The sequence below is a fragment of the Erwinia sp. AC075 genome (assembly GCF_979253995.1).
Map to the genome: position 1 here is coordinate 4,839,054 of NZ_CEEDEU010000001.1, position 25,325 is coordinate 4,864,378.

Annotated in this window: 28 protein-coding genes; 19 read left to right on the top strand and 9 right to left on the bottom strand. The window is 56.8% G+C overall.

Annotation, left to right across the window (positions count from 1 at the left end):
- Nucleotides 1-44 precede the first annotated feature (44 nt).
- From AC0IXH_RS22505 to AC0IXH_RS22520, 4 genes are all read right to left on the bottom strand, one after another.
- Entirely contained in the window at nucleotides 45-1,484 is a 1,440-nt protein-coding gene (locus tag AC0IXH_RS22505; protein ID WP_471721046.1) for a 6-phospho-beta-glucosidase, read from the bottom strand.
- A 56-nt stretch (nucleotides 1,485-1,540) separates the two neighbouring features.
- A complete protein-coding gene (locus tag AC0IXH_RS22510; RefSeq protein WP_471721047.1) occupies nucleotides 1,541-3,049 on the bottom strand; it encodes a PTS transporter subunit EIIC in 1,509 nt (502 codons plus the stop codon).
- A gap of 148 nt (nucleotides 3,050-3,197) precedes the next feature.
- Complete coding sequence (locus AC0IXH_RS22515) at nucleotides 3,198-3,926, bottom strand: MurR/RpiR family transcriptional regulator (RefSeq protein ID WP_013203651.1); 729 nt, start codon at nucleotides 3,924-3,926, stop codon at nucleotides 3,198-3,200.
- Nucleotides 3,926-4,534, bottom strand: coding sequence for an HD domain-containing protein (locus AC0IXH_RS22520; RefSeq protein WP_013203650.1), 609 nt, complete (start codon nucleotides 4,532-4,534; stop codon nucleotides 3,926-3,928). The genes AC0IXH_RS22515 and AC0IXH_RS22520 overlap by 1 nt, the downstream gene beginning before the upstream one ends.
- 261 nt (nucleotides 4,535-4,795) lie before the next feature.
- Here AC0IXH_RS22520 and trhA point away from each other — a divergent pair, with 261 nt between their 5' ends.
- Nucleotides 4,796-5,449, top strand: coding sequence for a PAQR family membrane homeostasis protein TrhA (gene trhA / locus AC0IXH_RS22525; protein ID WP_013203648.1), 654 nt, complete (start codon nucleotides 4,796-4,798; stop codon nucleotides 5,447-5,449).
- 40 nt (nucleotides 5,450-5,489) lie between these two features.
- On the opposite strand, the gene ygfZ is transcribed toward trhA, so the two are convergent.
- A complete protein-coding gene (ygfZ, locus tag AC0IXH_RS22530) occupies nucleotides 5,490-6,473 on the bottom strand; it encodes a tRNA-modifying protein YgfZ (RefSeq protein WP_338573842.1) in 984 nt (327 codons plus the stop codon).
- A 24-nt stretch (nucleotides 6,474-6,497) separates the two neighbouring features.
- On the opposite strand from ygfZ, the gene AC0IXH_RS22535 reads away from it, so the two are divergent.
- The 3 genes from AC0IXH_RS22535 to AC0IXH_RS22545 are packed head-to-tail and all read left to right on the top strand — an operon-like array spanning nucleotide 6,498 to nucleotide 7,336.
- Nucleotides 6,498-6,671, top strand: a complete 174-nt coding sequence (locus AC0IXH_RS22535) for a hypothetical protein (protein WP_157868033.1) — start codon at nucleotides 6,498-6,500, stop codon at nucleotides 6,669-6,671.
- 19 nt (nucleotides 6,672-6,690) lie between these two features.
- Nucleotides 6,691-6,957, top strand: a complete 267-nt coding sequence (gene sdhE, locus AC0IXH_RS22540; RefSeq protein WP_013203646.1) for an FAD assembly factor SdhE — start codon at nucleotides 6,691-6,693, stop codon at nucleotides 6,955-6,957.
- Nucleotides 6,938-7,336 carry a protein YgfX gene (locus tag AC0IXH_RS22545; protein ID WP_053143651.1) on the top strand — a complete coding sequence of 133 codons (399 nt, stop codon included), beginning with the start codon at nucleotides 6,938-6,940 and terminating at the stop codon, nucleotides 7,334-7,336. The genes sdhE and AC0IXH_RS22545 overlap by 20 nt, the downstream gene beginning before the upstream one ends.
- Nucleotides 7,337-7,374: 38 nt before the next feature.
- Here AC0IXH_RS22545 and fldB read toward each other — a convergent pair whose 3' ends face one another.
- On the bottom strand, nucleotides 7,375-7,893 hold the full coding sequence (fldB, locus tag AC0IXH_RS22550) for a flavodoxin FldB (RefSeq protein WP_053143653.1): 519 nt from the start codon (nucleotides 7,891-7,893) through the stop codon (nucleotides 7,375-7,377).
- A gap of 98 nt (nucleotides 7,894-7,991) precedes the next feature.
- On the opposite strand from fldB, the gene xerD reads away from it, so the two are divergent.
- The 13 genes from xerD to AC0IXH_RS22615 all read left to right on the top strand — a co-directional run bounded on the left by xerD (nucleotide 7,992) and on the right by AC0IXH_RS22615 (nucleotide 20,218).
- A complete protein-coding gene (gene xerD / locus AC0IXH_RS22555) occupies nucleotides 7,992-8,885 on the top strand; it encodes a site-specific tyrosine recombinase XerD (protein ID WP_151036640.1) in 894 nt (297 codons plus the stop codon).
- 51 nt (nucleotides 8,886-8,936) lie between these two features.
- Nucleotides 8,937-9,641, top strand: a complete 705-nt coding sequence (dsbC, locus tag AC0IXH_RS22560) for a bifunctional protein-disulfide isomerase/oxidoreductase DsbC (RefSeq protein ID WP_053143720.1) — start codon at nucleotides 8,937-8,939, stop codon at nucleotides 9,639-9,641.
- A gap of 5 nt (nucleotides 9,642-9,646) precedes the next feature.
- Nucleotides 9,647-11,365: a single-stranded-DNA-specific exonuclease RecJ gene (gene recJ / locus AC0IXH_RS22565; protein ID WP_013203641.1), complete on the top strand. Its 1,719-nt coding sequence runs from the start codon at nucleotides 9,647-9,649 to the stop codon at nucleotides 11,363-11,365.
- Nucleotides 11,366-11,494: 129 nt separating this feature from the next.
- Nucleotides 11,495-12,593 (top strand): peptide chain release factor 2 gene (prfB, locus tag AC0IXH_RS22570; protein WP_105760302.1). Its coding sequence is split into 2 segments (ribosomal slippage): nucleotides 11,495-11,569 and nucleotides 11,571-12,593, totalling 1,098 coding nucleotides; the frame shifts between segments, so codons are not numbered across the junction.
- A gap of 9 nt (nucleotides 12,594-12,602) precedes the next feature.
- On the top strand, nucleotides 12,603-14,123 hold the full coding sequence (gene lysS, locus AC0IXH_RS22575; RefSeq protein ID WP_471721048.1) for a lysine--tRNA ligase: 1,521 nt from the start codon (nucleotides 12,603-12,605) through the stop codon (nucleotides 14,121-14,123).
- 109 nt (nucleotides 14,124-14,232) lie between these two features.
- Entirely contained in the window at nucleotides 14,233-15,084 is an 852-nt protein-coding gene (locus AC0IXH_RS22580; RefSeq protein WP_471721049.1) for a MurR/RpiR family transcriptional regulator, read from the top strand.
- 252 nt (nucleotides 15,085-15,336) lie between these two features.
- A complete protein-coding gene (locus AC0IXH_RS22585; protein ID WP_013203636.1) occupies nucleotides 15,337-16,173 on the top strand; it encodes a transporter substrate-binding domain-containing protein in 837 nt (278 codons plus the stop codon).
- Nucleotides 16,174-16,177: 4 nt separating this feature from the next.
- Complete coding sequence (locus AC0IXH_RS22590) at nucleotides 16,178-16,792, top strand: DUF1989 domain-containing protein (RefSeq protein ID WP_134822665.1); 615 nt, start codon at nucleotides 16,178-16,180, stop codon at nucleotides 16,790-16,792.
- A 1-nt stretch (nucleotide 16,793) separates the two neighbouring features.
- Nucleotides 16,794-17,444 carry an urea carboxylase-associated family protein gene (locus tag AC0IXH_RS22595; protein WP_013203634.1) on the top strand — a complete coding sequence of 217 codons (651 nt, stop codon included), beginning with the start codon at nucleotides 16,794-16,796 and terminating at the stop codon, nucleotides 17,442-17,444.
- 4 nt (nucleotides 17,445-17,448) lie between these two features.
- Complete coding sequence (locus tag AC0IXH_RS22600) at nucleotides 17,449-18,099, top strand: amino acid ABC transporter permease (RefSeq protein WP_013203633.1); 651 nt, start codon at nucleotides 17,449-17,451, stop codon at nucleotides 18,097-18,099.
- Entirely contained in the window at nucleotides 18,099-18,764 is a 666-nt protein-coding gene (locus AC0IXH_RS22605) for an amino acid ABC transporter permease (protein WP_013203632.1), read from the top strand. The genes AC0IXH_RS22600 and AC0IXH_RS22605 overlap by 1 nt, the downstream gene beginning before the upstream one ends.
- Before the next feature lie 13 nt (nucleotides 18,765-18,777).
- On the top strand, nucleotides 18,778-19,449 hold the full coding sequence (locus AC0IXH_RS22610) for a DUF1989 domain-containing protein (RefSeq protein ID WP_013203631.1): 672 nt from the start codon (nucleotides 18,778-18,780) through the stop codon (nucleotides 19,447-19,449).
- A gap of 70 nt (nucleotides 19,450-19,519) precedes the next feature.
- Nucleotides 19,520-20,218, top strand: coding sequence for an amino acid racemase (locus AC0IXH_RS22615; RefSeq protein WP_346567077.1), 699 nt, complete (start codon nucleotides 19,520-19,522; stop codon nucleotides 20,216-20,218).
- A gap of 11 nt (nucleotides 20,219-20,229) precedes the next feature.
- Here the strand turns inward: AC0IXH_RS22615 and AC0IXH_RS22620 are convergent, their stop codons facing one another.
- Complete coding sequence (locus AC0IXH_RS22620; protein ID WP_013203629.1) at nucleotides 20,230-20,853, bottom strand: hypothetical protein; 624 nt, start codon at nucleotides 20,851-20,853, stop codon at nucleotides 20,230-20,232.
- Between the two features lie 483 nt (nucleotides 20,854-21,336).
- Between AC0IXH_RS22620 and AC0IXH_RS22625 the strand changes: the two genes are divergently transcribed.
- A complete protein-coding gene (locus tag AC0IXH_RS22625) occupies nucleotides 21,337-22,500 on the top strand; it encodes an MFS transporter (RefSeq protein WP_265908575.1) in 1,164 nt (387 codons plus the stop codon).
- Here AC0IXH_RS22625 and AC0IXH_RS22630 read toward each other — a convergent pair.
- A complete protein-coding gene (locus AC0IXH_RS22630) occupies nucleotides 22,497-23,417 on the bottom strand; it encodes a LysR family transcriptional regulator (protein WP_471721050.1) in 921 nt (306 codons plus the stop codon). The genes AC0IXH_RS22625 and AC0IXH_RS22630 overlap by 4 nt on opposite strands.
- 119 nt (nucleotides 23,418-23,536) lie before the next feature.
- Between AC0IXH_RS22630 and lysA the strand changes: the two genes are divergently transcribed.
- A complete protein-coding gene (gene lysA, locus AC0IXH_RS22635; RefSeq protein WP_471721051.1) occupies nucleotides 23,537-24,790 on the top strand; it encodes a diaminopimelate decarboxylase in 1,254 nt (417 codons plus the stop codon).
- A 62-nt stretch (nucleotides 24,791-24,852) separates the two neighbouring features.
- Here the strand turns inward: lysA and AC0IXH_RS22640 are convergent, their stop codons facing one another.
- On the bottom strand, nucleotides 24,853-25,182 hold the full coding sequence (locus AC0IXH_RS22640; RefSeq protein WP_013203625.1) for a PTS lactose/cellobiose transporter subunit IIA: 330 nt from the start codon (nucleotides 25,180-25,182) through the stop codon (nucleotides 24,853-24,855).
- Nucleotides 25,183-25,325 lie beyond the last annotated feature (143 nt).

Genomic DNA, 25,325 nt, shown 5'->3' on the forward strand with positions numbered 1-25,325 from the left:
AGGGCCGGGGTGCACCGCTAATGTTCCACCCCGGCAGTTCACCGTCAGAGCATTTCACCCTGGCTGGCAATCACCTGCTGATACCAGCCGAAGCTCTTCTTCTTCGAACGTTTCAGCGTGCCGCTGCCGTCGTCGTTTTTATCAACATGGATAAAGCCGTAACGTTTGCTGTACTGGCCGGTAGTAAAGGACACGCAGTCAATGCAGCCCCACGGCGTGTAGCCCATCAGCTCGACGCCATCGTAGAACACCGCCAGCTTCATCTGTTCGATATGCGCTTTCAGATAGGCAATGCGATAGTCATCGTTGATCTGCCCATCGGCTTCCGGCTTATCGATGGCGCCAAAGCCGTTTTCAACAATAAACAGCGGCTTCTGGTAACGCTCGTACAGCGCGGCCAGTGAGTAGCGCAGCCCCACCGGATCAATCTGCCAGCCCCAGTCAGACGCCTTAACATGCGGGTTCGGCACGCTGCCCTCAAAGCCTGAAACCGCGCTGCCGGTGCCTTCGGCGTTGGCCTGCACCGCGTTGCTCATGTAATAGCTCAGGCCGATATAATCCGCACAGCCTTCACGCAGCACCTGTTCATCTTCATTCTCCATCTCAATATGATATCCCTTGCGGGCCCACTCGTTGAGGATGTAGGACGGGTAATAGCCGCGCATATGCACATCGCCAAACAGATAGCGTTCGCGCATCGCTTCCTGCGCCAGCATCACGTCATCGGGATGGCAGGAGAAGGGATAGAGCGGCACCATGGCAATCATGCAGCCTATCTGCAGATCGGGATTAATCTTGTGACCGAGGCTGACCACTTTGGCGCTGGCGACAAACTGGTGATGCAGCACCTGGTACATGGCCTGCTCAGGCTGGGGATGGTCGGTAAATACCACGCCTGAACAGCAGTAACCCAACAGCGGATACTTCCAGTTGCGCTGGTTATTGATCTCGTTAAAGGTCATCCAGTACTTCACTTTATTTTTGTAGCGCTCCAGCACCACCTCACTGAAACGCACAAAAAAATCCACCACTTTGCGATTCAGCCAGCCGCCGTACTCTTTTACCAGGTGATAAGGCATTTCAAAGTGGGAAAGGGTGATCACCGGTGCGATATTGTGCTTAAGCAGTTCATCAAACAGGTCGTCATAAAATTGCAGACCGGCCTCGTTGGGCTGCTGTTCGTCGCCGTTGGGGAAGATGCGCGTCCAGGCAATCGAGGTGCGGAAGCATTTGAACCCCATCTCGGCAAACAGGGCGATATCGTCTTTATAGTGCGAGTAAAACTCGACGGCCTGATGATTCGGGTAGCTGTAGCCGTCCAGCACGCCGTCGGTCATCACCCGATCGACGCCATGCGCACCGCCGGAGAGTACATCCGCAATGCTGACGCCTTTGCCGCCCTGATCCCAACCGCCTTCAACCTGATGCGCGGCAACCGCGCCTCCCCACAGAAAATCTGCTGGTAACTGCTGATGTTTGCTCATCAATCCCGTCCTTTTGGTAAATGTATGCTGTCGGGCGGCGAGCGCCGCCCGTTGAATCAGGCTTTGGCTGGCTTCAGCTGCGCGGGGTCAACCACCACCGGCTGCTCCTTGAACCCGGCAAACCAGGTAAATACCACGCCAAGCACAAAGGCGATGCTTATCGACATCATGAAGCCAATAAACTGGGGCATATGGCCCTCTTTAAAGAACACCGGCAGCACGGCGATGCCCGGCAGGCAATAGCTCCACGACACGGCGTTAAAGAAGCCCGCCACCGAGCCGCCAATCGCGCCGGCCAGACAGCCGCAAATCATTGGACGTTTCAGCCTGAGCGCCACGCCATACAAGGCCGGTTCGGTAATGCCGAACAGCGCGGTCAGTCCGGCAGAAAGCGAAACGCGCTTCATCTCCATATCGCGGGTTTTCAGCCAGACGCCAAAGGTGGCGCCCGCCATGGCGAACACGGCTGAAGCCTGCAGGCCGGTGAAGGTGTCATAGCCCAGCGTGGCGTAATTGCCGACCGTTACCGGGGTAATGCCCCAGTGCACGCCCAGCGTCACCAGCGGCATCCACACCGCGCCCACAACGAAGCCGGCAATCACCGGACTGAGGGAATACAGGGTGTTATAAACGCCACCAATGGCGCCGCCAATCGCATTGCCAATCGGGCCGAAGGCCAGCAGCGTCAACGGCACCATAATCGCGATGCAGAACATCGGCGTGAACAGGTTGCGGATCACCAGCGGCAGGATGCGTTCAAAGAAATGCTGGATATAGGACATGATCCACACCATCAGGATGATCGGGATCACCGAGGCGGTATAACTGAGGTACTTAACCGGGATGCCGAAGAAATCCAGCGGCGCGGCGTTAACCGGCACGCCCGCCACCTCCGCCAGGATCTTCACCATTTCCGGGTTACCGACAGCCTCTTTCATCAGCTGTTGCAGGGCCGGATCCGCCGAGTTAGCCAGCAGGATTTTATTGGCGGTCAGCATGTTCATATAGTCCGGGCTGACCAGCGCGCAGGCGGCAATCACCGCGGTGAAAGGATTGACGTTGAACTTCTTCGCGGCGGTAAAGGCCACCATCACCGGTAAAAAGGTGAAGCCCGTCCAGGAGACGAAGTTAAGAATGCGATAGGCGCCGCTGGCCTGATCCATCCAGCCAAGGGCGGTGACCAGCGATAAAATCCCCTGCAACACGCCGCAGGCGGCAAGCGGATAGAGGAAGGGCGCGAAGATGCTGGAGATGATATCCATCAGGCGGCTGACCAGCCCGACGTTGGGGGCAGAGACCGGCGCATTCTCATCAACGCTGACCAACTTCAACACTTCCTGATAGGCGTCGCCGACGTGATTGCCAATCACCACCTGAAGCTGACCGCTCGCTTCAATAACGGTAATGACCCCTTTAACCCGTTTTAATTGATCCTTATTAACCTTCGCGCCATCTTTTAATATAAAACGTAATCGGGTAGCGCAATGTGTGACATTGATCACATTGTCATTGCCGCCAATCAACGCGACAATTTCCACTGCAGACTGAGCATAATTCAACGCCATGTCTTACTCCTCGGTAGGGTACCTTTGCTCCTGACTGGAGTCACAGGTTTATTATTATTACCGCGAGTTTAACAAGGAACCGAATATTGTCACGATATAACAAATCACCGGCGATGTGATTTGTCACATGAAAAAAACAGGGCGTTTTTTATTTCAGTTTACTGGCCAGTCTGCGGCCAATAGTTTCCAGAATATAGATCACCGGCACCTGCGTGGTGACGTCATACTCGCCGGAGACCAGCAGCTGTGGCATATGATAGGAGAGGTTAAAGTCTGCCATCTTCGCCAGCGACGAATTGTCATTATTAGTGATCGAGATCACCTGACACTGATGCAAACTAAACTGGCTGGCAAGACGTAATATTTCCGGTGTTTCGCCAGATACCGATAATATAATGGCGACGGCATCCTTATACATGTCGCTATTAACCGGATAGTAAGGGTCATCGATATAATTACTGAACTTGCCGACGTTGGAAAAGAAGCGGGCGCCATATTTCCCCAGGGTTCCTGAGGTGCCTGCACCGACGAAAATGATCCTTTCCGCCCGGACCAGATGTTTTACCGCCTGATCAATTAAGCTTTCGAACTCTTCATTGTTAATGCTTTTAAAAAAGCTGACGATTTCACTGACGCCGGAATAACCCGGTTGCTGCTGTTCCTGCTCAAGATAGAGCTTAAAACGGATGCGAAATTCGGAATAGCCATCGCAATTCATTTTGCGGCAAAAGCGCAGCACCGTGGTGGTGGACACCTGTGCGGCATCAGACAGCTCGCGAATGGTCATATACATGACCTTATCGCGATTCTTAATGGCGAAATTATACACCTGCAGTTCCAGGCTATTGAGGGTGGCCAGGTTATGGTGGGTAAACATTACAGCAGCCAGCCTTGTTGCTGCGCGCGATGCAGATGCTGCTTCAGGTGTCCCCACAGCGTCGGCCACTGTTGGGCAATCACCGCATTGCGGCTGACCACCTGTTCCAGGCGAATGCCGTTTTCCTTCCAGCTTTGGCCCTGATTGTGCAGGTTCTGGATAATCGGCAGCGCACGGTCAAGCATATTGGCGAAGCGTGCATCAGCCGTCTCGCCCGCTTCATACTCGTCCCAGAGCGCGCGGAACCGATCGCGCTGCGCTGGCGGTAACAGGGCGAAGATGCGATCGGCGGCGGCCACTTCCTGCGCGTGAATGGCTTCGCGGGCGGCCAGGTCATACACCAGCACATCACCGGCATCAATCTCCACCACATCATGCAGCAGCGCCATCTGCACCACGCGCTGCACGTCGACCGGAAAACCGCAATACGGCGCAAGGCTCATCGCCGCCACCGCCAGATGCCAGCTGTGTTCAGCCGAGTTTTCATGACGATCCGTGCCAATCACTCGGGTGCGCCTTTCAACGCTTTTCAACTTATCCAGTTCCATTAAAAATTGAAAAACGTCTGTCATTTCACCGAAATCTACTGCGGATACGCTCTCTGACATGGCTGGCCTCTTCACTTCCCTGATAAAAAATTTGGCAACCAGTGTAAGACAAAGCGTGAGGGAGGTCTTTCCTAAAAATGGGCGTTACACCGCATCACCGTTTATTTTTAGGCTTACATGTGTACTCTGAAATTATTCTCAGTTACTCTGTTTCTGCTCATTTTTCGGGCGCACTGGCCGATAACCCGTTTAATGAAAGACGGTGAGAGCCCCGTTAAGAAAGGATTTCAGGCCCGTTGCGGGCAGGGAGAAAACATATTTATGAGTAACAAGACTCTGATGGCTGAGGGCTATTCGCTGGCTGAAGAAGTAGCGAACAGCATCAGTCATGGCATTGGTTTAATCTTCGGGATTGTGGGCCTGGTGCTCCTGCTGGTTCAGGCCGTCGCCATGCAGGCTTCGCCTGTGGCGATTACCAGCTACAGCCTGTATGGCGGCAGCATGATCCTGCTGTTCCTCGCGTCCACGCTTTATCATGCCATCCCCAATCCGCGCGCCAAATTCTGGCTGAAACGGCTGGATCACTGCGCGATTTATATCCTGATTGCCGGCACCTATACGCCATTCCTGCTGGTCGGCCTGAATTCGCCGCTGGCGCACGGCATGTTAGTGGTGATCTGGAGCCTGGCGCTGATCGGCGTGCTGTTTAAGCTGGCGTTTGTTCACCGTTTTGAAGCGTTGTCAGTCATCACCTATCTGATGATGGGCTGGCTGTCGCTGGTGGTGGTTTATCAGCTGGCGATGAAGCTGTCGGCGGGCGGGATTTGGCTGCTGGCCATCGGCGGGATTATCTATTCGCTCGGGGTCATTTTCTTCGTCTCGAAGCGTATTCCTTACAACCACGCTATCTGGCACGGGTTTGTGCTGGGCGGCAGCGTCTGCCACTTCCTGGCAATTTATTTCTACGTGATGTGAAAAAGGGGCCGAATGGCCCCTTTTACTTAGTTCACAACTGCTATTCGGTCAGAGAATAGGGCAGCGGCTGAATCGCCAGCTTGCCGCCTTCATCACCCTGCACGCGCAGTTCGGTGTCAGGTTCCAGATCGTTATTCAATACCGCCTGAACCCAGACCTCGCCATTGTCTAACTGACAGGCAGTCAGAATAGTGCCGGTCCGACGCCAGTTTTCACCCAGCTTCATTTCCAGCGCGTCGTTGGCAGCCGGAACACGTCCTGCCGCACCCGCCAGCCAGTAAAGCGCGCGCTTATTGGCACCGCGGAATTTAGCGCGAGCCACCATTTCCTGCCCGGTATAGCAGCCTTTCTTAAAGCTGATGGCGTCCAGTGCCTGCAGGTTAGTGGCCTGCGGAATAAACTGCGCGCTGGTATCGGCATCAATCACCGGGAGACCGGCTTCAATATTCAACGCCAACCACTGCGTGCTGTCATTGAGCTGCGCTTCGCCTTCCAGTCCTTTACGCACCGCGTCGGCTTTTTCGCGGCTGGTCACCAGCAGGAAACGTTCCGCAGGCGCGGCAAACCACAGCAGCGTTGTGTCGTCCTGTTGGATAACCGGGTTTTCAGCGTCCGGCAGCGCGGTAAAGAAACCGCTCAGCGCCGAACGCGCCTGGAAACCGGCCACGCCAAGCAGCACCGCTTCGTCATCCGGCTGGATGGCCACTTTGGCGAACACCGCATACTTCTTCAGTTCGGTGATCTGGTTGTCACGCAGGCTGCGGCGCTCCAGATAGGCCAGACCTTCGCCACGATGGAACAGGCGCAGGTTGCTCCACATTTTCCCTTTGGCATCGCAGTGGGCGGCAGGCAGATGGCCATTGCTGGCCAGCGCAGCAACATCCAGCGTCACCTGGCCTTGCAGATAGCTAACGCGATCGGCACCGGTCACCGTAACCAGCGCCCACTCTTCTAAAGAGATCAGCGTAAGCGGCAGGCGTGAAGAGGCCGTGGGATGACGGGGTGGGAAAGAGAGTGTCGGCATGATTCCATCCTGAATGTGGGAGCTATGCTGTTCATGTTAAAAGAGCCCACTGGCATTGCAACCAGTTTTCTGGAAACGAGGCACAAATCGCGTGATAACCCTGCAACAGATGCGACTGCTTTGCGCACCCGCCCGCATGCCGATCACGACGGCATCAACATCAGCGGAAAAAAGCGCTACACTAGCCGCCATGTTTGACTGACTGACGATGGATAAAATGGATATTAGTAACAGAGCACGGGTTCACTGGGCGTGCCGCCGTGGCATGCTTGAACTGGATATCGCCATCATGCCGTTCTTCAAGTTTGAGTACGATACGCTGGACGACAATGACAAACAGCAGTTCGTGCGTCTGCTCGAAAGCCCCGACCCTGACCTCTTTAACTGGCTGATGAATCACGGTGAGCCGGATGATGCTGAGCTGAAGCGGATAGTCAATTTGATCCAACAGCGAAATCAGCAACGTGGCCCTGTGGCACTCTGATTTACGGATCTCATGGCGTGCTCAGTGGATTTCTCTGTTGCTGCACGGCGTGGTGATCCTTGCGCTGTTGCTCGCGCCCTGGCCTGCCAGTTTCACCCTGGTGTGGATGCTGCTGCTGACGCTGGTGGTGTTTGAATGCGTGCGCAGCCAGCGGCGGATCCGCAGTCGTGAAGGCGTGATTTCGCTGCTTGAGCATCAGCAAATGCAGTGGCGGCAGAAGCGCTGGCAGATTTGTGGCCGCCCGTGGATGACCCGACAGGCGATTTTCCTGAAATTAAGCTCAGCGAAAGGCGAGAAGGAAAAACTGTGGTTGTGCCGCGACAGCATGGATGAAGACGACTGGCGGGCATTGCGTCAGCAGTTGCTGACGCCGGGCTAACAGACTATAGCTGTTCGACCATTACAGCGATCCGGCCATTACAGCGATTCGGCCATTTCGGTCAGGATCTGCTCGCACCACTGAGCAATGCGTTCATCGGTGGCATCAAACTGATTGATATCATCGAGCGCCAGCCCGACAAAGTGGCTGCCGTCTGAGGTCAGCGGTTTTTTGCTGGTGAACTCATAGCCTTCATTCGGCCAGTACCCAACAAACTTCACGCCTGATGGCATCAGCACGTCATGCAGCATGCCCAGCGCATCAAGGAACCACTCGCTGTATTCGCCCTGATCGCCCATTCCATAAAGCGCCACGACTTTGCCCTGCAGATTCAGCGCAGGCAGCTCGGTCCAGATCGCCTCCCAGTCTTCCTGCAACTCGCCGAAGTCCCAGGTTGGGATGCCGAGGATCAGCATATCGTACTGCTCCATCAGCTGCGGAGCGTCATCCTTCAGATTGTGCAGGGTAACAAGGTCTTCGCCAATAAAATCGCGGATCTTCTCAGCTGCCATTTCGGTGTAACAGGTGCTGGAACCATAAAAAAGCCCGATATTCATATCTGATAACTCAATTTACTTGGTGCAATGGCGCAGATTATATCAGAATTGAGCCTCTGCGGCGCAGTCAGCAACCGCAGCCAGCAAAAGGGGAAGAGGTGCAGGACAGCGATCTGATTGAGCAATTTCTGGATGCCTTGTGGATAGAGCGCAATCTGGCTGAGAATACCGTGGCGTCTTACCGGCTGGATTTAATGTCTCTGGCGGGGTGGCTACAGCACAATGAATCAAATTTGCTGCGGGTCGATGCTGTCGATTTGCAGGGCTTCCTCGCGGAAAGAGTGGAGGGCGGTTATAAAGCCACCAGTTCGGCACGCCTGCTGAGCGCCATGCGACGGCTGTTTCAGTATCTCTATCGTGAGAAACTGCGCGAAGACGATCCCAGCGCGCTGCTGGCTTCCCCAAAACTCCCTCAGCGTTTGCCGAAAGACCTGAGCGAAGCACAAATCGACCGGCTGTTGCAGGCGCCAAGCGTTGAACAGCCGATTGAGCTGCGCGATAAAGCCATGCTGGAACTGCTGTATGCCACCGGCTTGCGCGTCACCGAACTGGTGAGCCTGACGCTTAACAACGTCAGCCTGCGGCAGGGCGTAGTGCGGGTGATTGGCAAGGGTGACAAAGAACGGCTGGTGCCGCTGGGCGAAGAAGCGGTGCACTGGATTGAGCAATATCTGGAGTACGGCAGGCCCTGGCTACTGAACGGCCAGACGCTGGATGTGCTGTTCCCCAGCAGCCGCGCGCAGCAGATGACGCGGCAAACTTTCTGGCATCGCATTAAACATTACGCCACACTGGCAGGGATCGACAGCGCGAAGCTTTCGCCTCACGTATTGCGCCATGCTTTTGCCACGCATCTGCTGAATCACGGGGCGGATCTGCGCGTCGTGCAGATGCTTTTGGGGCACAGCGATCTCTCCACTACCCAAATTTATACGCATGTTGCCACCGAGCGGCTGCGTCAGTTACATCAACAGCATCATCCGCGGGCCTGACCTGGCGGAGTGAATAAACGGCCCGCGAATGAGGCCCTTAAAGGACAAACGATGAAAAAGCCTTACCTGGTACTTTCTCTGCTGATCGCCGCTATTAGCGGTGTGGCACACGCAGACGATGCCGCCATTCAGCAATCGCTGAAGAAATTGGGTCTGCAGCAGACTGAAATCCAGCCTTCCCCTTTGCCAGGCATGAAAACCGTGCTGACCGAGAGCGGTGTGCTCTACGTGACCGAAGACGGCAAGCAGTTTATTCAGGGGCCGCTGTATGATGTCAGCGGTGGCCAGCCGGTCAACGTCACCAATAAGCTGCTGGAGAAGAAAGTCGAGGCGTTGAGCGATCAGATGATCGTTTACAAAGCGCCAAAAGAGCAGCATGTGATTACGGTGTTCACCGATATCACCTGTGGCTACTGCCGCAAGCTGCACTCACAGATGGCTGACTATAACGCGCTGGGGATCACCGTGCGTTACCTCGCCTTCCCACGTGAAGGGATGAATGGCCAGGTGGCGAAAAACATGGAATCCGTCTGGTGTGCTGCCGATCGTAAAAAGGCCTTCACGACCGCGATGAACGGCGGCGAAGTGTCACCGATTGATTGCAAAATCGACCTGTCTCAGCACTACAAGCTGGGGATCCTGTACGGCATCCAGGGCACGCCAGCCATTCTGTTGCAGAACGGCATGATGATCCCTGGTTATCAGGGGCCGCAGGAAATGAAACAGCTGCTTGATAGCCAGAAAGCGGGTGGCTAATCGTTTTGACTAGCCCAACCGAACTCCGCCGCCGCCAGGCGGTGGAAGGAGCCGAGCTCCCTGACGAACTCCATCCTCTGCTTCGCCGTCTGTATCTGCACCGGGGTGTTCTGCAAGCGGCTGAACTGGAGCGCGGGGCAAAAAATCTGCACCCGTTCCATTCCCTGTCCGGCATAGAGCGCGCTGCTGAAATCCTGCAAAAAGCCCTCGCCGATAACCTGTGCATCATGATTGTCGGTGATTTTGATGCCGATGGCGCTACCAGCACCGCGTTGACGGTGCTGGCGCTGCGCAGCATGGGCGGCCGCAACATCAAATACCTGGTGCCTAACCGTTTTGACGATGGTTACGGCCTGAGTCCGGAAGTGGTTGAGCAAGCGGCAGCGCGGGGCGCGCAGTTAATCGTCACCGTGGATAACGGCATCTCTTCCCATGCTGGCGTGGATCTGGCGCATGAGAAGGGGATTTCGGTGGTGATCACCGATCACCACCTGCCTGGCGAAACGCTGCCGGCGGCGGAAGCGATCGTTAACCCGAATCTGGAAGACTGCGCGTTTCCTTCCCGCTCGCTGGCGGGGGTTGGCGTGGCCTTTTACCTGATGCTGGCGTTGCGTGCGCGTCTGCGCGACAGCGGCGTTGAAGTGCTGCCGAACCTGGCCGAGCTGCTGGATTTGGTCGCGCTGGGCACGGTTGCCGACGTGGTGCCGCTGGATGCCAACAACCGCATTCTGGTCTGGCAGGGCTTAAGCCGTATCCGCGCCGGAAAATGCCGTGCCGGCATTAAGGCGCTGCTGGAGATTGCTAACCGCGATCCCCGCCAGCTCGCCGCCAGTGATTTAGGTTTTGCGCTGGGGCCACGGCTGAATGCGGCGGGCAGGCTGGACGATATGTCGGTCGGCGTGGCGCTGCTGCTGAGTGAAGACATTGCGCAAGCGCGGATGCTGGCCAGCGAGCTGGATGCGTTAAACCAGACGCGCAAAGAGATTGAGCAGGGAATGCAGACCGAAGCGCTGGCCCTGTGCGATGCGCTGGAAAGCAAAGACGAAGCGCTGCCACTGGGCATCGCCATGTATCACCCGGAATGGCATCAGGGCGTGGTCGGCATTCTGGCCTCGCGGCTGAAAGAGCGTTTCCACCGTCCGGTGATTGCCTTTGCTCCTTCCGGCGACGGCACGCTAAAAGGTTCCGGTCGTTCCATCGCCGGGCTGCATATGCGCGATGCGCTTGAGCGGCTGGATACGCTGCACCCCGGATTGATCATCAAGTTTGGTGGCCATGCAATGGCGGCCGGACTGTCGCTGGAAGAGGCGAATTTTGATCGGTTCCGTCAGCACTTTGGCGATCTGGTGGGTGAATGGCTGGATGCGGAAGCGCTGCAGGGAGTGGTCTGGTCCGATGGTGAACTGATGGCGCAGGAGCTGACGCTTACCACCGCAGAACTGCTGCGTGAAGCGGGTCCGTGGGGACAGGCGTTCCCGGAACCGCAGTTCGACGGTAAATTTAAGCTGATCCAGCAGCGTCTGGTTGGCGAGCGTCACCTTAAGGTGATGATTGAACCGCTGGGCGGCGGCCCGTTGCTGGATGGTATCGCCTTTAACATCGACACCACCCAGTGGCCGGACCCGAGCGTCAGGCAGGTTGAGCTGGCTTACAAACTGGACATCAACGAGTTTCGCGGCAACCGCAGCGTGCAGCTGATCATCGATCATCTCTGGCCGCTGTAAACACCGACACCGGCCAGCGGCAAATTTCCTCCCGCTGGCCGAAATTGCCGCCTCTTCAGCGCTACAATCCGCAGGCAAATTCGGTTAAACTGCTTAGTTACATTCATGTCCTTAAAAGATTCTAAAATCATGTTTGAAATTAATCCGGTAAAGAACCGAATTCAGGATCTCTCTGAGCGCAGTGGCGTTCTCAGGGGGTATCTTTGACTACGATGCCAAGAAAGAACGTTTAGAAGAAGTTAACGCCGAGCTGGAACAGCCCGACGTCTGGAACGAACCCGATCGCGCCCAGGCGCTGGGTAAAGAGCGTTCCTCGCTCGAAGCCATCGTCGACACGCTGGATCAGATGGAGCAGGGACTCGAAGATGTCAGGGGCCTGCTGGAACTGGCGGTCGAAGCCGACGATGAAGAAACCTTCAACGAAACCATTGCTGAACTCGACGTGCTTGAGAAAAAGCTCGGCGAGTTAGAATTCCGCCGCATGTTCTCCGGCGAGTACGACAGCGCGGACTGCTACATTGATATTCAGGCAGGTTCTGGCGGCACCGAAGCCCAGGACTGGGCCGGCATGCTGGTCCGTATGTACCTGCGCTGGGCAGAAGCCAAAGGCTTCAAGACCGAAATCATTGAAGAGTCCGAAGGCGAGGTTGCCGGAACCAAATCCGCGACGCTGCGGATTATCGGCGATTATGCTTTCGGCTGGCTGCGTACCGAAACCGGCGTTCACCGCCTGGTGCGTAAGAGTCCATTTGACTCCGGCGGCCGCCGTCACACCTCTTTCAGCTCGGCTTTCGTTTATCCGGAAGTGGATGACGATATCGATATCGAAATCAATCCGGCCGACCTGCGTATTGACGTTTACCGTGCCTCAGGCGCGGGTGGTCAGCACGTTAACCGGACCGAGTCGGCGGTACGTATTACTCACCTGCCGACCAACACCGTAACCCAGTGTCAGAATGACCGTTCTCAGCACAAGAACAAAGACCAGGCGATGAAGCAGATGAAGGCGAAGCTGTACGAGCTGGAAATGCAGAAGAAAAATGCTGAGAAACAGTCGTTAGAAGACAACAAGTCTGACATCGGCTGGGGAAGCCAGATCCGTTCATACGTGCTCGACGATTCACGTATCAAGGATCTGCGCACCGGCGTAGAGACCCGTAATACTCAGGCGGTGCTGGATGGCGATCTGGACCGTTTTATTGAAGCAAGCTTGAAAGCAGGGCTATAAGGAACTGACATGTCTGAACAACAACCGCAGGGCGCTGACGTCGCACTTGAGCTGAATAACGAACTGAAAGCACGTCGCGAAAAACTCAGCGCGCTGCGTGAAAACGGCGTGGCATTCCCGAACGATTTCCGCCGTGACCACATCTCCGAACAGCTGCATGCTGATTACGACGGACGCGAGAACGAAGAGCTGGAAGCGCTGGGCGTCGAAGTGAGCGTGGCCGGTCGTATGATGACCCGTCGCATCATGGGTAAAGCCTCTTTCGTCACCTTGCAGGACGTCGGCGGCCGCATCCAGCTGTACGTTTCCCGTGACGATCTGGCGGAAGGCATCTACAACGAGCAGTTTAAGAAGTGGGACCTTGGCGACATCGTCGGCGCGCGCGGTAAGCTGTTCAAAACCAAAACCGGCGAGCTGTCGATCCACTGTAGCGAACTGCGTCTGCTGACCAAAGCTCTGCGCCCGCTGCCGGACAAGTTCCACGGCCTGGCCGATCAGGAAACCCGCTATCGTCAGCGTTATCTGGATCTGATCGCCAACGAAGAGTCGCGTAAGACCTTCAAAATTCGTTCGCAAATCATGGCGGGTATCCGCAGCTTTATGGTTGGCCGCGAGTTTATGGAAGTGGAAACCCCCATGATGCAGGTGATCCCTGGCGGTGCGTCTGCCCGTCCGTTTACCACCCATCATAATGCGCTGGATATTGATATGTACCTGCGTATTGCGCCGGAACTGTATCTGAAGCGTCTGGTGGTTGGCGGCTTCGATCGCGTGTTTGAGATCAACCGTAACTTCCGTAATGAAGGTATTTCGCCACGTCATAACCCAGAGTTCACCATGATGGAACTCTATATGGCGTATGCGGATTACAAAGATCTGATCGAACTGACCGAAAGCCTGTTCCGTACGCTGGCTCAGGACATTCTCGGCAACACCGTGGTGCCTTACGGCGAGCAGGAATTCGACTTCGGTAAGCCGTTCGACAAGCTGACGATGAAAGAAGCGATCCTGAAATACCGTCCGGAAACCAACCTCGCCGATCTGGATGATTTTGATAAAGCGGCCGCCATCGCGCAGTCACTGGGCATCAAAATCGAGAAGAGCTGGGGCCTGGGCCGTCTGGTCACCGAGATCTTCGAAGAGACCGCAGAAAGCCATCTGATCCAGCCAACCTTCATTACCGAATACCCGGCTGAGGTGTCCCCGCTGGCGCGTCGTAACGACGAGAACCCGGAAATCACCGACCGCTTCGAGTTCTTTATCGGCGGGCGTGAAATCGGTAACGGCTTCTCCGAGCTGAACGATGCTCAGGATCAGGCCGAGCGTTTCCTGCAGCAGGTGAATGCCAAGGATGCGGGCGATGACGAAGCCATGTTCTATGACGAAGACTACGTGACCGCACTGGAGCACGGCCTGCCACCCACGGCCGGTCTGGGCATCGGGATCGACCGTATGGTGATGCTGTTTACCAACAGCCACACCATCCGTGACGTGATCCTGTTCCCGGCAATGCGTCCATCGGGCAAGTAATGTCGTCGTAAAAAACAGCAAAAGGGGCGAAGCAATTCGCCCCTTTTTTAGATCCCTGCGAAAAGCGGGCACGCGCTTTGCAGGATGGTTTTTTTCATCAGGAAGACAGATGAGCGCGAAACAGGCCTCGCTTGAGAGCCGCATCAGACAGTGCTGGGATCAACTCTCAGCCCATGAGCAGCGTTTAGCGGATGTGATCCTTGCGGCACCCGGTCAGCTGGCCATGAACACGGCAACGGAACTGGCGCAAAGCGCTGGCGTCTCTAAAGCCACCACCACCCGTTTTTTCCGACATCTGGGCTACGAAAGCTTTGACGCCGCCCGTCGTCAGGTGCGCGAGCTGCAAAGCGGCGGATCGCCCCTTTATCTGCAACAGTTTCAGGCAACCTCGGGCCTGGATTCGCTGATCCAGAGCCATCTGGAGCGCGAAATTGCCAACCTGGTTAATACCTACCGTTCGCTGGATGCCCAACAGCTGGCCGATGTGGTCAGCGCGATTGCTCAAGCGCGCCGCGTAGCGGTGCTTGGCTGGCGGCACAGCCAGACCATCGCCTCGCTGATCTACCGCGATCTGGTTCATGTTCATCGCGACGTACAGCTGCTGCCAAAAGCAGGGGATTCACTGGCGGAATCTCTGGCCGCATTAGGCCCGGAAGATGTGGCGATTTGCGTCGGACTGCGGCGTCGTATGCCGGCTCTGAATAGCGCGATGAACGCCTTAAATGAGCTGAAGGTGCCGATGCTTTATCTGTCGGATGTGCTCTCCGGTAAACCGGCGAAGCAGGCCAGCTGGATCATCCGTTGCCACACGGAAGGCAGCCTGATCTTTGACAGCACCGCCTCTCTGTCAGGCATTTGCAATCTTCTCTGCTCGCTGGTGGCCCGTGAGAAAGGCAAAGCCAGTAGCGATCGGCTGGCGTTGATCGAAAACATCCACCAGTGGCTCGACGAACTGGAATAGCTGCACGCTTTTAGTGCAATCGCCGCGCGTTATTGCACCGTCAACGTTCACCTCAATCACCGTCAAAAATGGCGAAAACAGGGCCAAAGAAACCCGAGAAAAAATATTACCCACTAAAGAAACAATTGTTTCTCAGTGATTTTAAAGGAAAAAGGAATTTCCTCCTCTCCCGTGAAAACGGGCCAGCGCAAAACTGGCACGAAAGGTGAATTAGCTCTGACAGGCACTTCACCAACACCATGGGAAACACCAATGAAAAAAATAACGCTTCTCCTCGCTGCAATGCTGACCTTAGGCGCCAGCGGCCTCGCTCAGGCAGATACTCTGGCGGACATCAAAGCCAGCGGCAAAATGACCGTCGGTATTGACCCCACTTTTCCGCCGTATGAGTACACCAACGATAAAGGCGAAATCATCGGCTACAGCGTCTCGATCATGCAGTCGGTGGCGAAAGATCTCGGCGTGAAACTCGATTTTCAGAAGACCGCGTTCAACGGCATCATCCCAGGTCTGATTTCCGGCTCGTTCAATGCCGAAGGCTCCTCGCTGAACGTCAATGCCGAGCGGGCAAAAAAAGTGCTGTTCACCGTTCCCTACAGCAAAACCGTTAACGGCATTCTGATCCGCAAAGATGAAGCCGGAAAATTCAGCGCTAAGCCGCTGAGCATTGAATCGCTGGCCGGCCTGCGCGGCGCGGCGAAAAGCACCAGCGTGCCCGAGCAGCTGCTGAAAACCTTCAACGAAACGCTGAAAAGCAAAGGCCTGAAGCCGATTGAGATTATCAGCGTGGATACGCTGGATCAGACGGTCAGCGCCCTGATGACCAAACGTGCCGATTTCGTTATCGATGATATTGCGGTGCTGGCCCCGGTCGCCAAAAAATACCCGGCTAAGCTGAGCCAGGTGGGCGAAGTGGGTCCGTCGCAGTGGATGGCATGGGCTACCCGTAAAGACGATGTCGCGCTGAACAAAGCCATCAGTGACCATATTCTGGCGATGCAGAAATCGGGCGAGCTGGCCAAACTGCAGCAGCAATACCTTGGTACCACGATCGTCGTGCCTGCCGATAACTTTATCCCGCAGGAATAAGACTATGTGCCAGCAACATGTCCATGTTACCGCCGGACACGGCCAGACGTTCACCGTGCGTAAAGGCCAGTTTATTACCGTTATCGACACCCTCGGCCAGCAGGCGGCCGACTTTGTCGCCGTCAGCGCTGAGAATATCCAGGAGAAGCTTTCACCGGTTCACACCCGTCAGCACTTGCGCTCGTTGTTCTTTAAGCCGGGCGATGCGCTGTGGTCCAGTGAAAACCGGCCGATGCTGAAGATTGTCTCGGACAGCATTGGCATCCACGATGCCAACGTGCCCGCCTGCGATCGTACGCGTTTCAGTATCGATTTCGGCGTCGAAGGGCACCGCAATTGTGTTGATAACCTGCTGGAAGGCATGAAGCCATTTGGCGTCACTTACTACAGCCTGCCGGAGCCGTTTAACCTGTTCCAGAATGGCCCGGTGACCGCCGATGGCCGGATGGAAGTGACCGACCCTAACAGCCGCGCCGGCGACAGCATTGTGTTCGAAGCCCTGTGCGACCTCATTTGCGCCGTCTCTTCCTGCCCGCAGGACATTATTCCGGGTAACGGCCTGCAGGTCACCCCGATTGATATCACCGTTTCTGACCGTTACACCCTAAGCGAGGCCTGAAATGCTGTTAATGAAAGAAGGCTTTGCCTCTGATACTCCCCGTACCCTGGCTGAACCCGTCCGGGTTGCAGCGGGAACCGTCGGCAGCATCAAAGTGCTGCGCGGCCAGCTGCTGCGGATCGCTGCGGCAGACGCCGGTGCCGTCGCGTCCCTGTATGGTTTCAGCCTGGCTGAACCGAATGTCTGGCTGTCGGTCCACCACACACGCGTGTTCAGCAACAGCTATCTGCTGGGCTCGGGGATGCGCATGGTCAACAACCGCCGCCGTCCGGTGATGGTGCTGGGGAAAGACAGCGTTCGCCGCCACGATTTGCTGCTGCCCGCCTCGACCACGGCATGGCTGAGCGCGCAGGGCTATCAGGGGCAGCAGGGCTGCTATGACGCGGTACAAGCGGAACTGGTTCGTTTGCAGATGGCGGTGCCGAAGCTGCCGGATCCGATCAACCTGTTTATGCATGTTGAGCTGGCCCGCAACGGTGACATTCGGCCACAGCCGAACCTGACCCAAGCCGGCGACAGCATTACCTGCCGCGTGGTGCAGGATACGCTGTTTATCGCCTCGGCCTGCTGTACCGGCATTGAAGGTAACGATAAGCCGGCGCCGCTGCTGCTGTCGGTAGCGGAAAATCTTCACGACTTTACGGGCGGATAACGCGATGTTGGGGCTGGATGCAGAAGTCACCGCAGGACTGCCTGAGCTGGGCCGGGGTTTACTGGTCACGCTTGAACTGACTGCGTTGGCGGCGTTAGTGAGTCTGGTACTCGGCCAAATCGGCTGCTACCTGCAACTCTGCCGCAGCTGGCCGCCGCGTCTGATTGGGCGACTGTATGTCAGCCTGATGCGCGGCACGCCCGCCATCGTCCAGCTCTTTGTGGTGTTCTTTACCTTGCCGTTGTTAGGCCTGGGCGGCCAGCCTCTGCTGGCCGCCGTTGTGGCGATTGGCATGAACAGCGGCGCCTATGTCGCCGAAATCCTGCGGGTAAACCGGCGTCTGGTTTCTCGCGGCCAGCTGGAGGCGGCAAGAACGCTGGGTTTGAGCCGCTGGCTGACCTGGTGGTACATCATCAATCCACAGGTGATGCGCGCCAGCCTGCCGATGTTAGTCAATGAATTTACCATCCTGCTGAAAACCACGCCGCTGGCATCGGTGGTCGCCCTGACCGAGCTAACCTATGCCGGGCAGATTGTCATTGCCCGCAGCTATGAGGCCACGCAGGTGATGCTGCTGGTTTCGCTGGGTTACTTACTGATTGCGCTGCCGCTTATCCGGGCGGCGCGCTGGCTGGAACAGCGGGGGAGAGCGTAATGGACTGGCAGGCAATTATTACCGCTGCACCTTCGCTGGGGCAGGGCATGCTGGTGACGCTGCAACTTTGCGTGGTGGCGGCGATCGCCTCACTGATTGCCGGCTCAACCCTGGCACTGTTACTGATGCGGGCTGCGCCGTTCTGGCAACCGCTGCTGCGTTTCTACAGCTCGGTTACGCTGGGGTTGCCGCTGCTGGTGGTGATTTATCTGCTCTATTTTGTGCTGCCCGAATACGACATCACCCTTTCCTCACCGGTGGTGGGCGTAGTGGCACTGACATTGTATTACGCGCCCTATATCGCGCAGGTCCTGCGTGCCGGGCTTGAGGCATTGCCGCGCGGTCAGTGGGAGGCATCCCGCGTTCTCGGGCTGGGACGGTTCCGCACCTTCAGCGATGTGATCCTGCCGCAAACCCTGCCGCAGATGCTGTCGCCGCTGGTTGGGCTGCTGATCGGGCTGATTAAAGACTCCGCGCTGCTGTCGGTGGTGTCGGTGCCTGAATTTATGTATGCCGCCAAACAGGCGATTTCCGAAACCTACGCGCCGCTGGAGATCTATCTGGCGGTGGCGCTGATTTACTGGCTGCTTTGCAGCGTTATCGATCATCTTGCCCGCCGGGCCGAGAGGCGGATGACCCGTTATCTCGCCCGTTCGCCGGGCTAACCAGGAGCATCCGATGCAACAAGACTCACTCTGCCGCGAAGAACACCTTGTCCCGGCGCGTCATGGCAAAGCGTTCCGCCTGAAAAAAGGCGAAGCGGTGCAGGTTATCAATACCCACGGCACCCAGGTTGTCGACTGCTGGGCCTATAACGCCGATGACGTCAGCGAATACATGTGTATGGAGGCGACCCGTGTCTGGAACCAGCGCCTGAACCCGAAGACCGGCGACAGCTTTATCACCAACCAGCGCCATCCCATTTTGACCGTGGTTGCCGACACCTCGCCTGGCGTCCACGATACCTTTATGGCCGCCTGCGATGCCCGTCGCTATGAGCTGTTGGGCTGTACCGAGCCGCACCGTAACTGCCATGACAATCTGCACGAAGGGATGGCCGAGCTGGGTGTGACGCTGCCGCATGGCAACCTGGCCTCCTTTAATATCTTTATGAATATTCAGGTGCAGCCGGATGGCCTCACCCTGAAAACGCTACCGGTGGTCACCCGGCCGGGCGATTACATCGTGCTGCGTGCCGAGATGGATTGCTTTGTAGCCTTCTCCGCCTGCCCGCAAGATATCGTCAGCATTCAGGGGCAGGGCGATAACACCCCGCGCGACGCAACGGTACGCATTCTGGCGGAAGGTTTTTCTGATAGCGAAGTAAAAGGTCCGTGGGTTCCTGCCTGATAAATTGATCCGCAGTGAAGAATGCGGAATAGTGAGGGACTGATATTTAGCCCTTCACCAGGACGCGATGATGAAAACCTTGGGACTGATTGGCGGCATGAGTTGGGAATCCACCGTGCCGTATTACCGCCTGATCAATGAAGGGATCAAACAGCGGCTGGGTGGCCTGCACTCGGCGAAGCTGGTGCTGTACAGCGTGGACTTTCATGAGATTGAAGCCTGTCAGGCCAGCGGCGACTGGGATCGGGCCGGGCAGATGCTGGCCGATGCGGCGCTGGCGCTGAAAAAAGCCGGCGCGGAAGGCATCGTGCTCTGTACTAACACCATGCACAAAGTCGCCGCGCCGATCGTCGAGCAAAGCGGTTTGCCTTTTCTGCACATCGCGGAAGCCACGGCCAAAGCCATTCAGCAGCAAAAGATGTCCCGCGTGGCGCTGCTGGGCACGCGCTACACCATGGAGCAGGATTTCTATCGCGGGCCGCTGGCCAGCGAGTTTGGCATTGAAACCCTGGTGCCCGATGCCGCCGCGCGGCAGGAAGTAAACCGCATCATCTTTGAACAGCTCTGTCTGGGCGAGTTTAGCCCGGCGTCGAAAGCATATTATCAACAGGTGATTGCCGGGTTAGTGGCCGAGGGCGCGGAAGGTATTATCTTTGGCTGTACCGAAATTGGCTTACTGCTGCAGGCGGAAGATTGCCCGATCCCGGTGTTCGATACCACCGCGATCCATGCGGCTGCGGCAGTTGATTTTATGCTGTCCGATCGATGATGTGGGCGAGGCTATGATTTGATCGCGTCGTTCAGCCAGTCTTTAAAGCGGGCATAAGGCACGTACAGGGAAACGTTTTTATACAGCTCTTTGCCCGACTTCAGGTCGTTGATGCGGCTGGAATAGCCGACAATCACTCCGCCAATGGAATCGTCCGAGGCGTTATACACCGCGCCGCCGGACATGCCCTTCACCACGCCCGCATCGGATGCCACCACCACGCAGCTGACCTTGTTCCAGTCGTTCTTCAGCCCGGTATTGACCAGGTTGGTGCCGGTTGAGGCCACCGGCATCGCCGAGATAAAGCTGTAGCCATACAGATTGATTTTGTCGCCAATGTGGCCATTGCGGAAATGCGGCGGCGGGACATTGCCATTCTTGTGGTAAACCACCGCAAGGTCGCATTCAGGATGGTAGGATTTGACGCGATACAGGGAGAATTTGGCGACGTGTGCGGCGGTCAGGCTGTAGTCCGCGGTCAGCGGAATGGTGGTGCCCAGCGTGCCGACGCCGAGCACGGTCGGAATGCCGGTGACAGTCATATCCACCCGCTTTTCGGCTTCTTTGCTGTACTCATATTTTCCTACCGAACAGCCACTGGCTAACAGGGCAAGCAGGCAAACAGCGCGTCGCATCTTTCTTCCTCGGTAATGAATCGATCAAGCACAGCTCAGGAAACGCCCGTGAATCCATTCGAGGTATCGGCTCTTCATCGCAAAACTTTAATCATTTGAACAAGGCTCAAAGCCTACGGCTTCTGGCTCAGATGGCAATCTGTCGTCGCCCGAAGCGGGAAAAGTCAGATCAATCTTAGAAGCTATTGTTCAGAAAGTATTATGTAACAGCCGGATGAAGCAAATTATAGACCATAAAGATTTCGTAAAAATGGCAATTTCGCTGTTTTTTTAACCCGTTAATTCAGCGGGATAACACTTACTGCTGAAAAGTTTGCCGATTATTGCGATATCAGCAACAGACCTTTGACAGACCCGATCTATAAGCCGCCGGTAAGCTGTGCTTTAATTGCTAATGTGATCTGAATCAAACTTTTAATCCCCGCAACCGGGAACGCCCCCTCGGGCTTATGGCCTGACCGTTATTTATTTGGAGAGTGTGACATGCCTGTTTCCTTACTGGCGCTGGCGCTGAGTGCGTTTGCTATCGGCACCACGGAATTTGTCATTATGGGCTTGCTGCCGGAAGTGGCGGGAGACCTCGGCGTCTCCATTCCTTCCGCCGGCTGGCTGATCAGCGGTTATGCGCTGGGTGTGGCCATTGGCGCACCGATTATGGCGCTGTTGACGGCGAAGCTGCCGCGCAAACGCACGCTGATGCTGCTGATGGTGATTTTCATTATTGGCAACGGGCTCTGTGCGCTGGCCTATAGCTACAACCTGCTGATGATGGCGCGCGTCGTTACCGCCCTCTGTCACGGTGCGTTCTTCGGCATCGGTGCGGTGGTTGCGGCCAGTCTGGTTGCGCCAGGCAAGCAGGCGTCGGCGGTGGCGCTGATGTTTACCGGCCTGACGCTGGCGAACGTGCTTGGCGTGCCGCTGGGCACCTGGTTTGGTCAGCTGTACGGCTGGCGCGCCACCTTCTGGGGCGTGTCGGTGATTGGCGTGCTGGCATTTATTGGCCTGATTGTCAGCCTGCCCACCAATCGCGATGAAAAGCCGGTGCACCTTGCCAGCGAAATTGGCGCGCTGGCGAACGGCAAGCTGTGGCTGTCACTGCTGATGACGGTGTTCTTTGCCGCCGCGATGTTTGCGCTGTTCAGCTATATTGCGCCGCTGCTGTTGCAGGTGACCGGTATCAGCGACAAAGGCGTCAGCTGGACGCTGTTCCTGATTGGTGGTGGGTTAACGGTGGGCAATATTCTGGGCGGCAAGCTGGCAGACCGCAAGCTGTCCTTAAGCCTGATCCTGAGCTTCTCGCTGATCGCGGTGTTTTCACTGATCTTCAGCTGGACCAGCCATGCGCTGTGGCTGGCCGAACTGACGCTGTTCCTGTGGGCGATGGCCACCTTTGCCACCGTACCGGGTTTGCAGATCAACGTGGTGCGTCACGGTAAAGAGGCGCCGAACCTGGTGTCGACGCTGAATATCTCCGCCTTTAACGTCGGGAACGCCTTTGGTGCCTGGGCCGGTGGCGCGGTGATTGGCAGCGGTTATGGCCTGACGGCGGTGCCGGTGGCGGCCGCCGTGCTGGCGGTCGGCGGCCTGATCCTCTGTCTGATTACCTTCCGTCCGTCGCGTGGACAGGCGCAGACCGTCAACGCTTAATGCAATAACGCCGCAAGGCGCTGGTTAACCAGGCTGATGTGCTGCAGTAAATGGGCGCAGAAAGCCTCAACCAGCGCCGAAGAAGGGCGGTGGCGTGGCCTGACCAGGCTGACGGTAAAGGGCACATCAATACTGAAGCGCCTGATCACCACGCCGCTTCCGGCATAGTCCAGTGCGGTCAGCGGGTTGACGATCGACACGCCGACGCCGGCTCTGACCATCGAACACACCGACGCCGCGCTGTGCGTCTCCAGCACCATCCTCCTTTGCACGCCCTGCTCATGAAACAGATTGTCCAGCAGCTGGCGATAGCTGTCGGCTCGCGACAGGCTGATGTAATCCTCACCGGCAAAATCCTCCGGCATTAAGCAGGCTTTCGCCGCCAGCGGATGACCGTCCGGCAGCACGCACACCTCATTACCGGTAAACAGCTCGGTGCGCTCGGTTCCGGCCGGCGTCAGGCGGGTTTCCGTCAGCCCCAAATCGTAGCGCTGCGCGGAGAGCCACTCTTCAAGCAGCGGGGATTCCTGCGGAATAATGTTCAGGCTGACGTCCGGGTAGCGTTGCAAAAAGGGCCGACAAAACAGCGGCAGCAGCGACTGCGAAAACACCGGCAGGCAGGCAATTGACAGTTCACCCTGACGAAACTGGCGCAGGCCTTCGGCGGCGCTGACGATCCGGTCCAGGCCATACCAGGAACGCTGAACCTCTTCAAACAGCCGCAGGCCCTGCACCGTGGGCTGCAAACGGCCGCGCACGCGGTCGAACAGCTTCAGGCCGACCAGCTTTTCGAAACGCGCCAGTTCGCGGCTGACGGTGGGCTGCGAGGTATGCAGCAACGCAGCGGCTTCCGTCAGGTTGCCCGCGGTGACCACGGCGTGAAAAATTTCGATATGTCGCAGCGTAATGCCAGCCATACTTTTTTCCTGGAGACGATTGAAGCCATATCATGGATGAATAGACTTCGTTAAAACAGATATTTTTCATCCTGTTCAGGCTGTGGCGTAATAGCCTTATTATCTTCAGGAGAGTCCCGATGCCACGCTTACTTACCAACACCCAAACCGCTTTAACCCGTGACAACCTGCTGCCGCTGGTGCGCCAGTACGGTGGACCGGTTTGGGCCTATGACGCCAGCGTCATTGCCGAACGTATCTCGCAGCTGCAGCAGTTTGATGTGGTGCGCTTTGCGCAAAAAGCCTGTTCCAACATCCATATTCTGCGCCTGATGCGCGCCGCAGGCGTGAAGGTGGATTCGGTGTCGCTGGGCGAAATTGAGCGTGCGCTGGTGGCCGGCTTCACACCGGGCGGCGACGAGATTGTCTTCACCGCCGACGTGCTGGATGAGCCGACGCTGGCACGTCTGGCCGAGCTGAAAATCCCGGTCAACGCCGGTTCCGTCGATATGCTGCACCAGCTGGGCGAGGTGTCTGAAGGCCATCCGGTGTGGCTGCGCGTCAATCCCGGTTTTGGTCACGGCCACAGCCAGAAAACCAATACCGGCGGCGAAAACAGCAAGCACGGCATCTGGTATACCGATTTGGTGCTGGCGCTGGAAGCCATTCAGCAACACAAGCTGAAGCTGGTCGGCATCCATATGCATATCGGCTCCGGCGTGGATTATGCCCACCTGGAGCAGGTGTGTGATGCGATGGTTAATCAGGTGATTGGCTTAGGTCACGATCTGGAAGCCATCTCGGCGGGCGGCGGCTTGTCGATCCCCTATCGCTTCGGTGAAGAGGCGATCAATACCGAACACTATTTCGGTCTGTGGGATGCGGCCCGTCAGCGCGTGGCAAAACATCTCGGCCACCCGGTGAAGCTGGAAATTGAACCGGGTCGCTTCCTGGTGGCGGAATCTGGCGTGCTGGTGTCCAAAGTGCGTGCGGTGAAGGCGATGGGCAGCCGTCACTTTGTGCTGGTGGATGCCGGCTTTAACGATCTGATGCGTCCTGCGATGTACGGCAGCTATCACCATATTTCGGCCATCGCCGGCGATGACCGCCCGCTGGATGAGCAGAACACCGTCGACAGCGTGGTCGCCGGGCCGTTGTGCGAATCAGGCGATGTGTTTACTCAGCTGGAAGGCGGTAAGGTGGAAACCCGCGCGCTGCCGCAGGTTAAACCGGGTGATTACCTGGTCTTCCATGACACCGGCGCTTACGGCGCGTCGATGTCCTCTAACTACAACAGCCGCCCGCTGCTGCCGGAAGTGCTGTTTGAAGCGGGCCAGCCGCGTGAGATCCGCCGCCCGCAAACCATACAGGAACTGCTGGCGCTGGAGCTGTAAGCGGCATCCCTTGCGTTGTGAACCGGCCGCCTGGGTTTCAGGCGGCTAACCGCAGGCCGGGTTCAGGCCTCGGTCAGACGCTCTCCACCCAGTAACTCCTTCCGCAGCAACACAATTTCCTCCGCCAGATCGCGGCACAGCATCGCATTCATCAGATGGTCCTGCGCATGGACCAGAATCAGCGTCACCGGCACTTTGCCGCAGCCTTCATCAGCGCCAATCAGCTGGGTCTGGATATGGTGCGCGCCTTTCGATGCTTCCAGCGACGCGGCTAGCGCCTCATCCGCCTGCTGCCACTGCTTCTTGCGGGCGAACTGAATCGCGCTCATCGCGTGAGACCGCGCCTCGCCTGCACTGATCAACAGCTCCATCATGGTTTGCTCAAAATCCATTCCTGCCTCCGGTATTGGTATGCCAAATAATGAAAATACATCCTATCGGAATGCCAATATGCACTTCTGCGGGTTTTGTCACAGAAAATAAGTTCGGTTTCGCTATTTTTGGTATGCCACAAGAACGGACTTCCGCAGGGCGA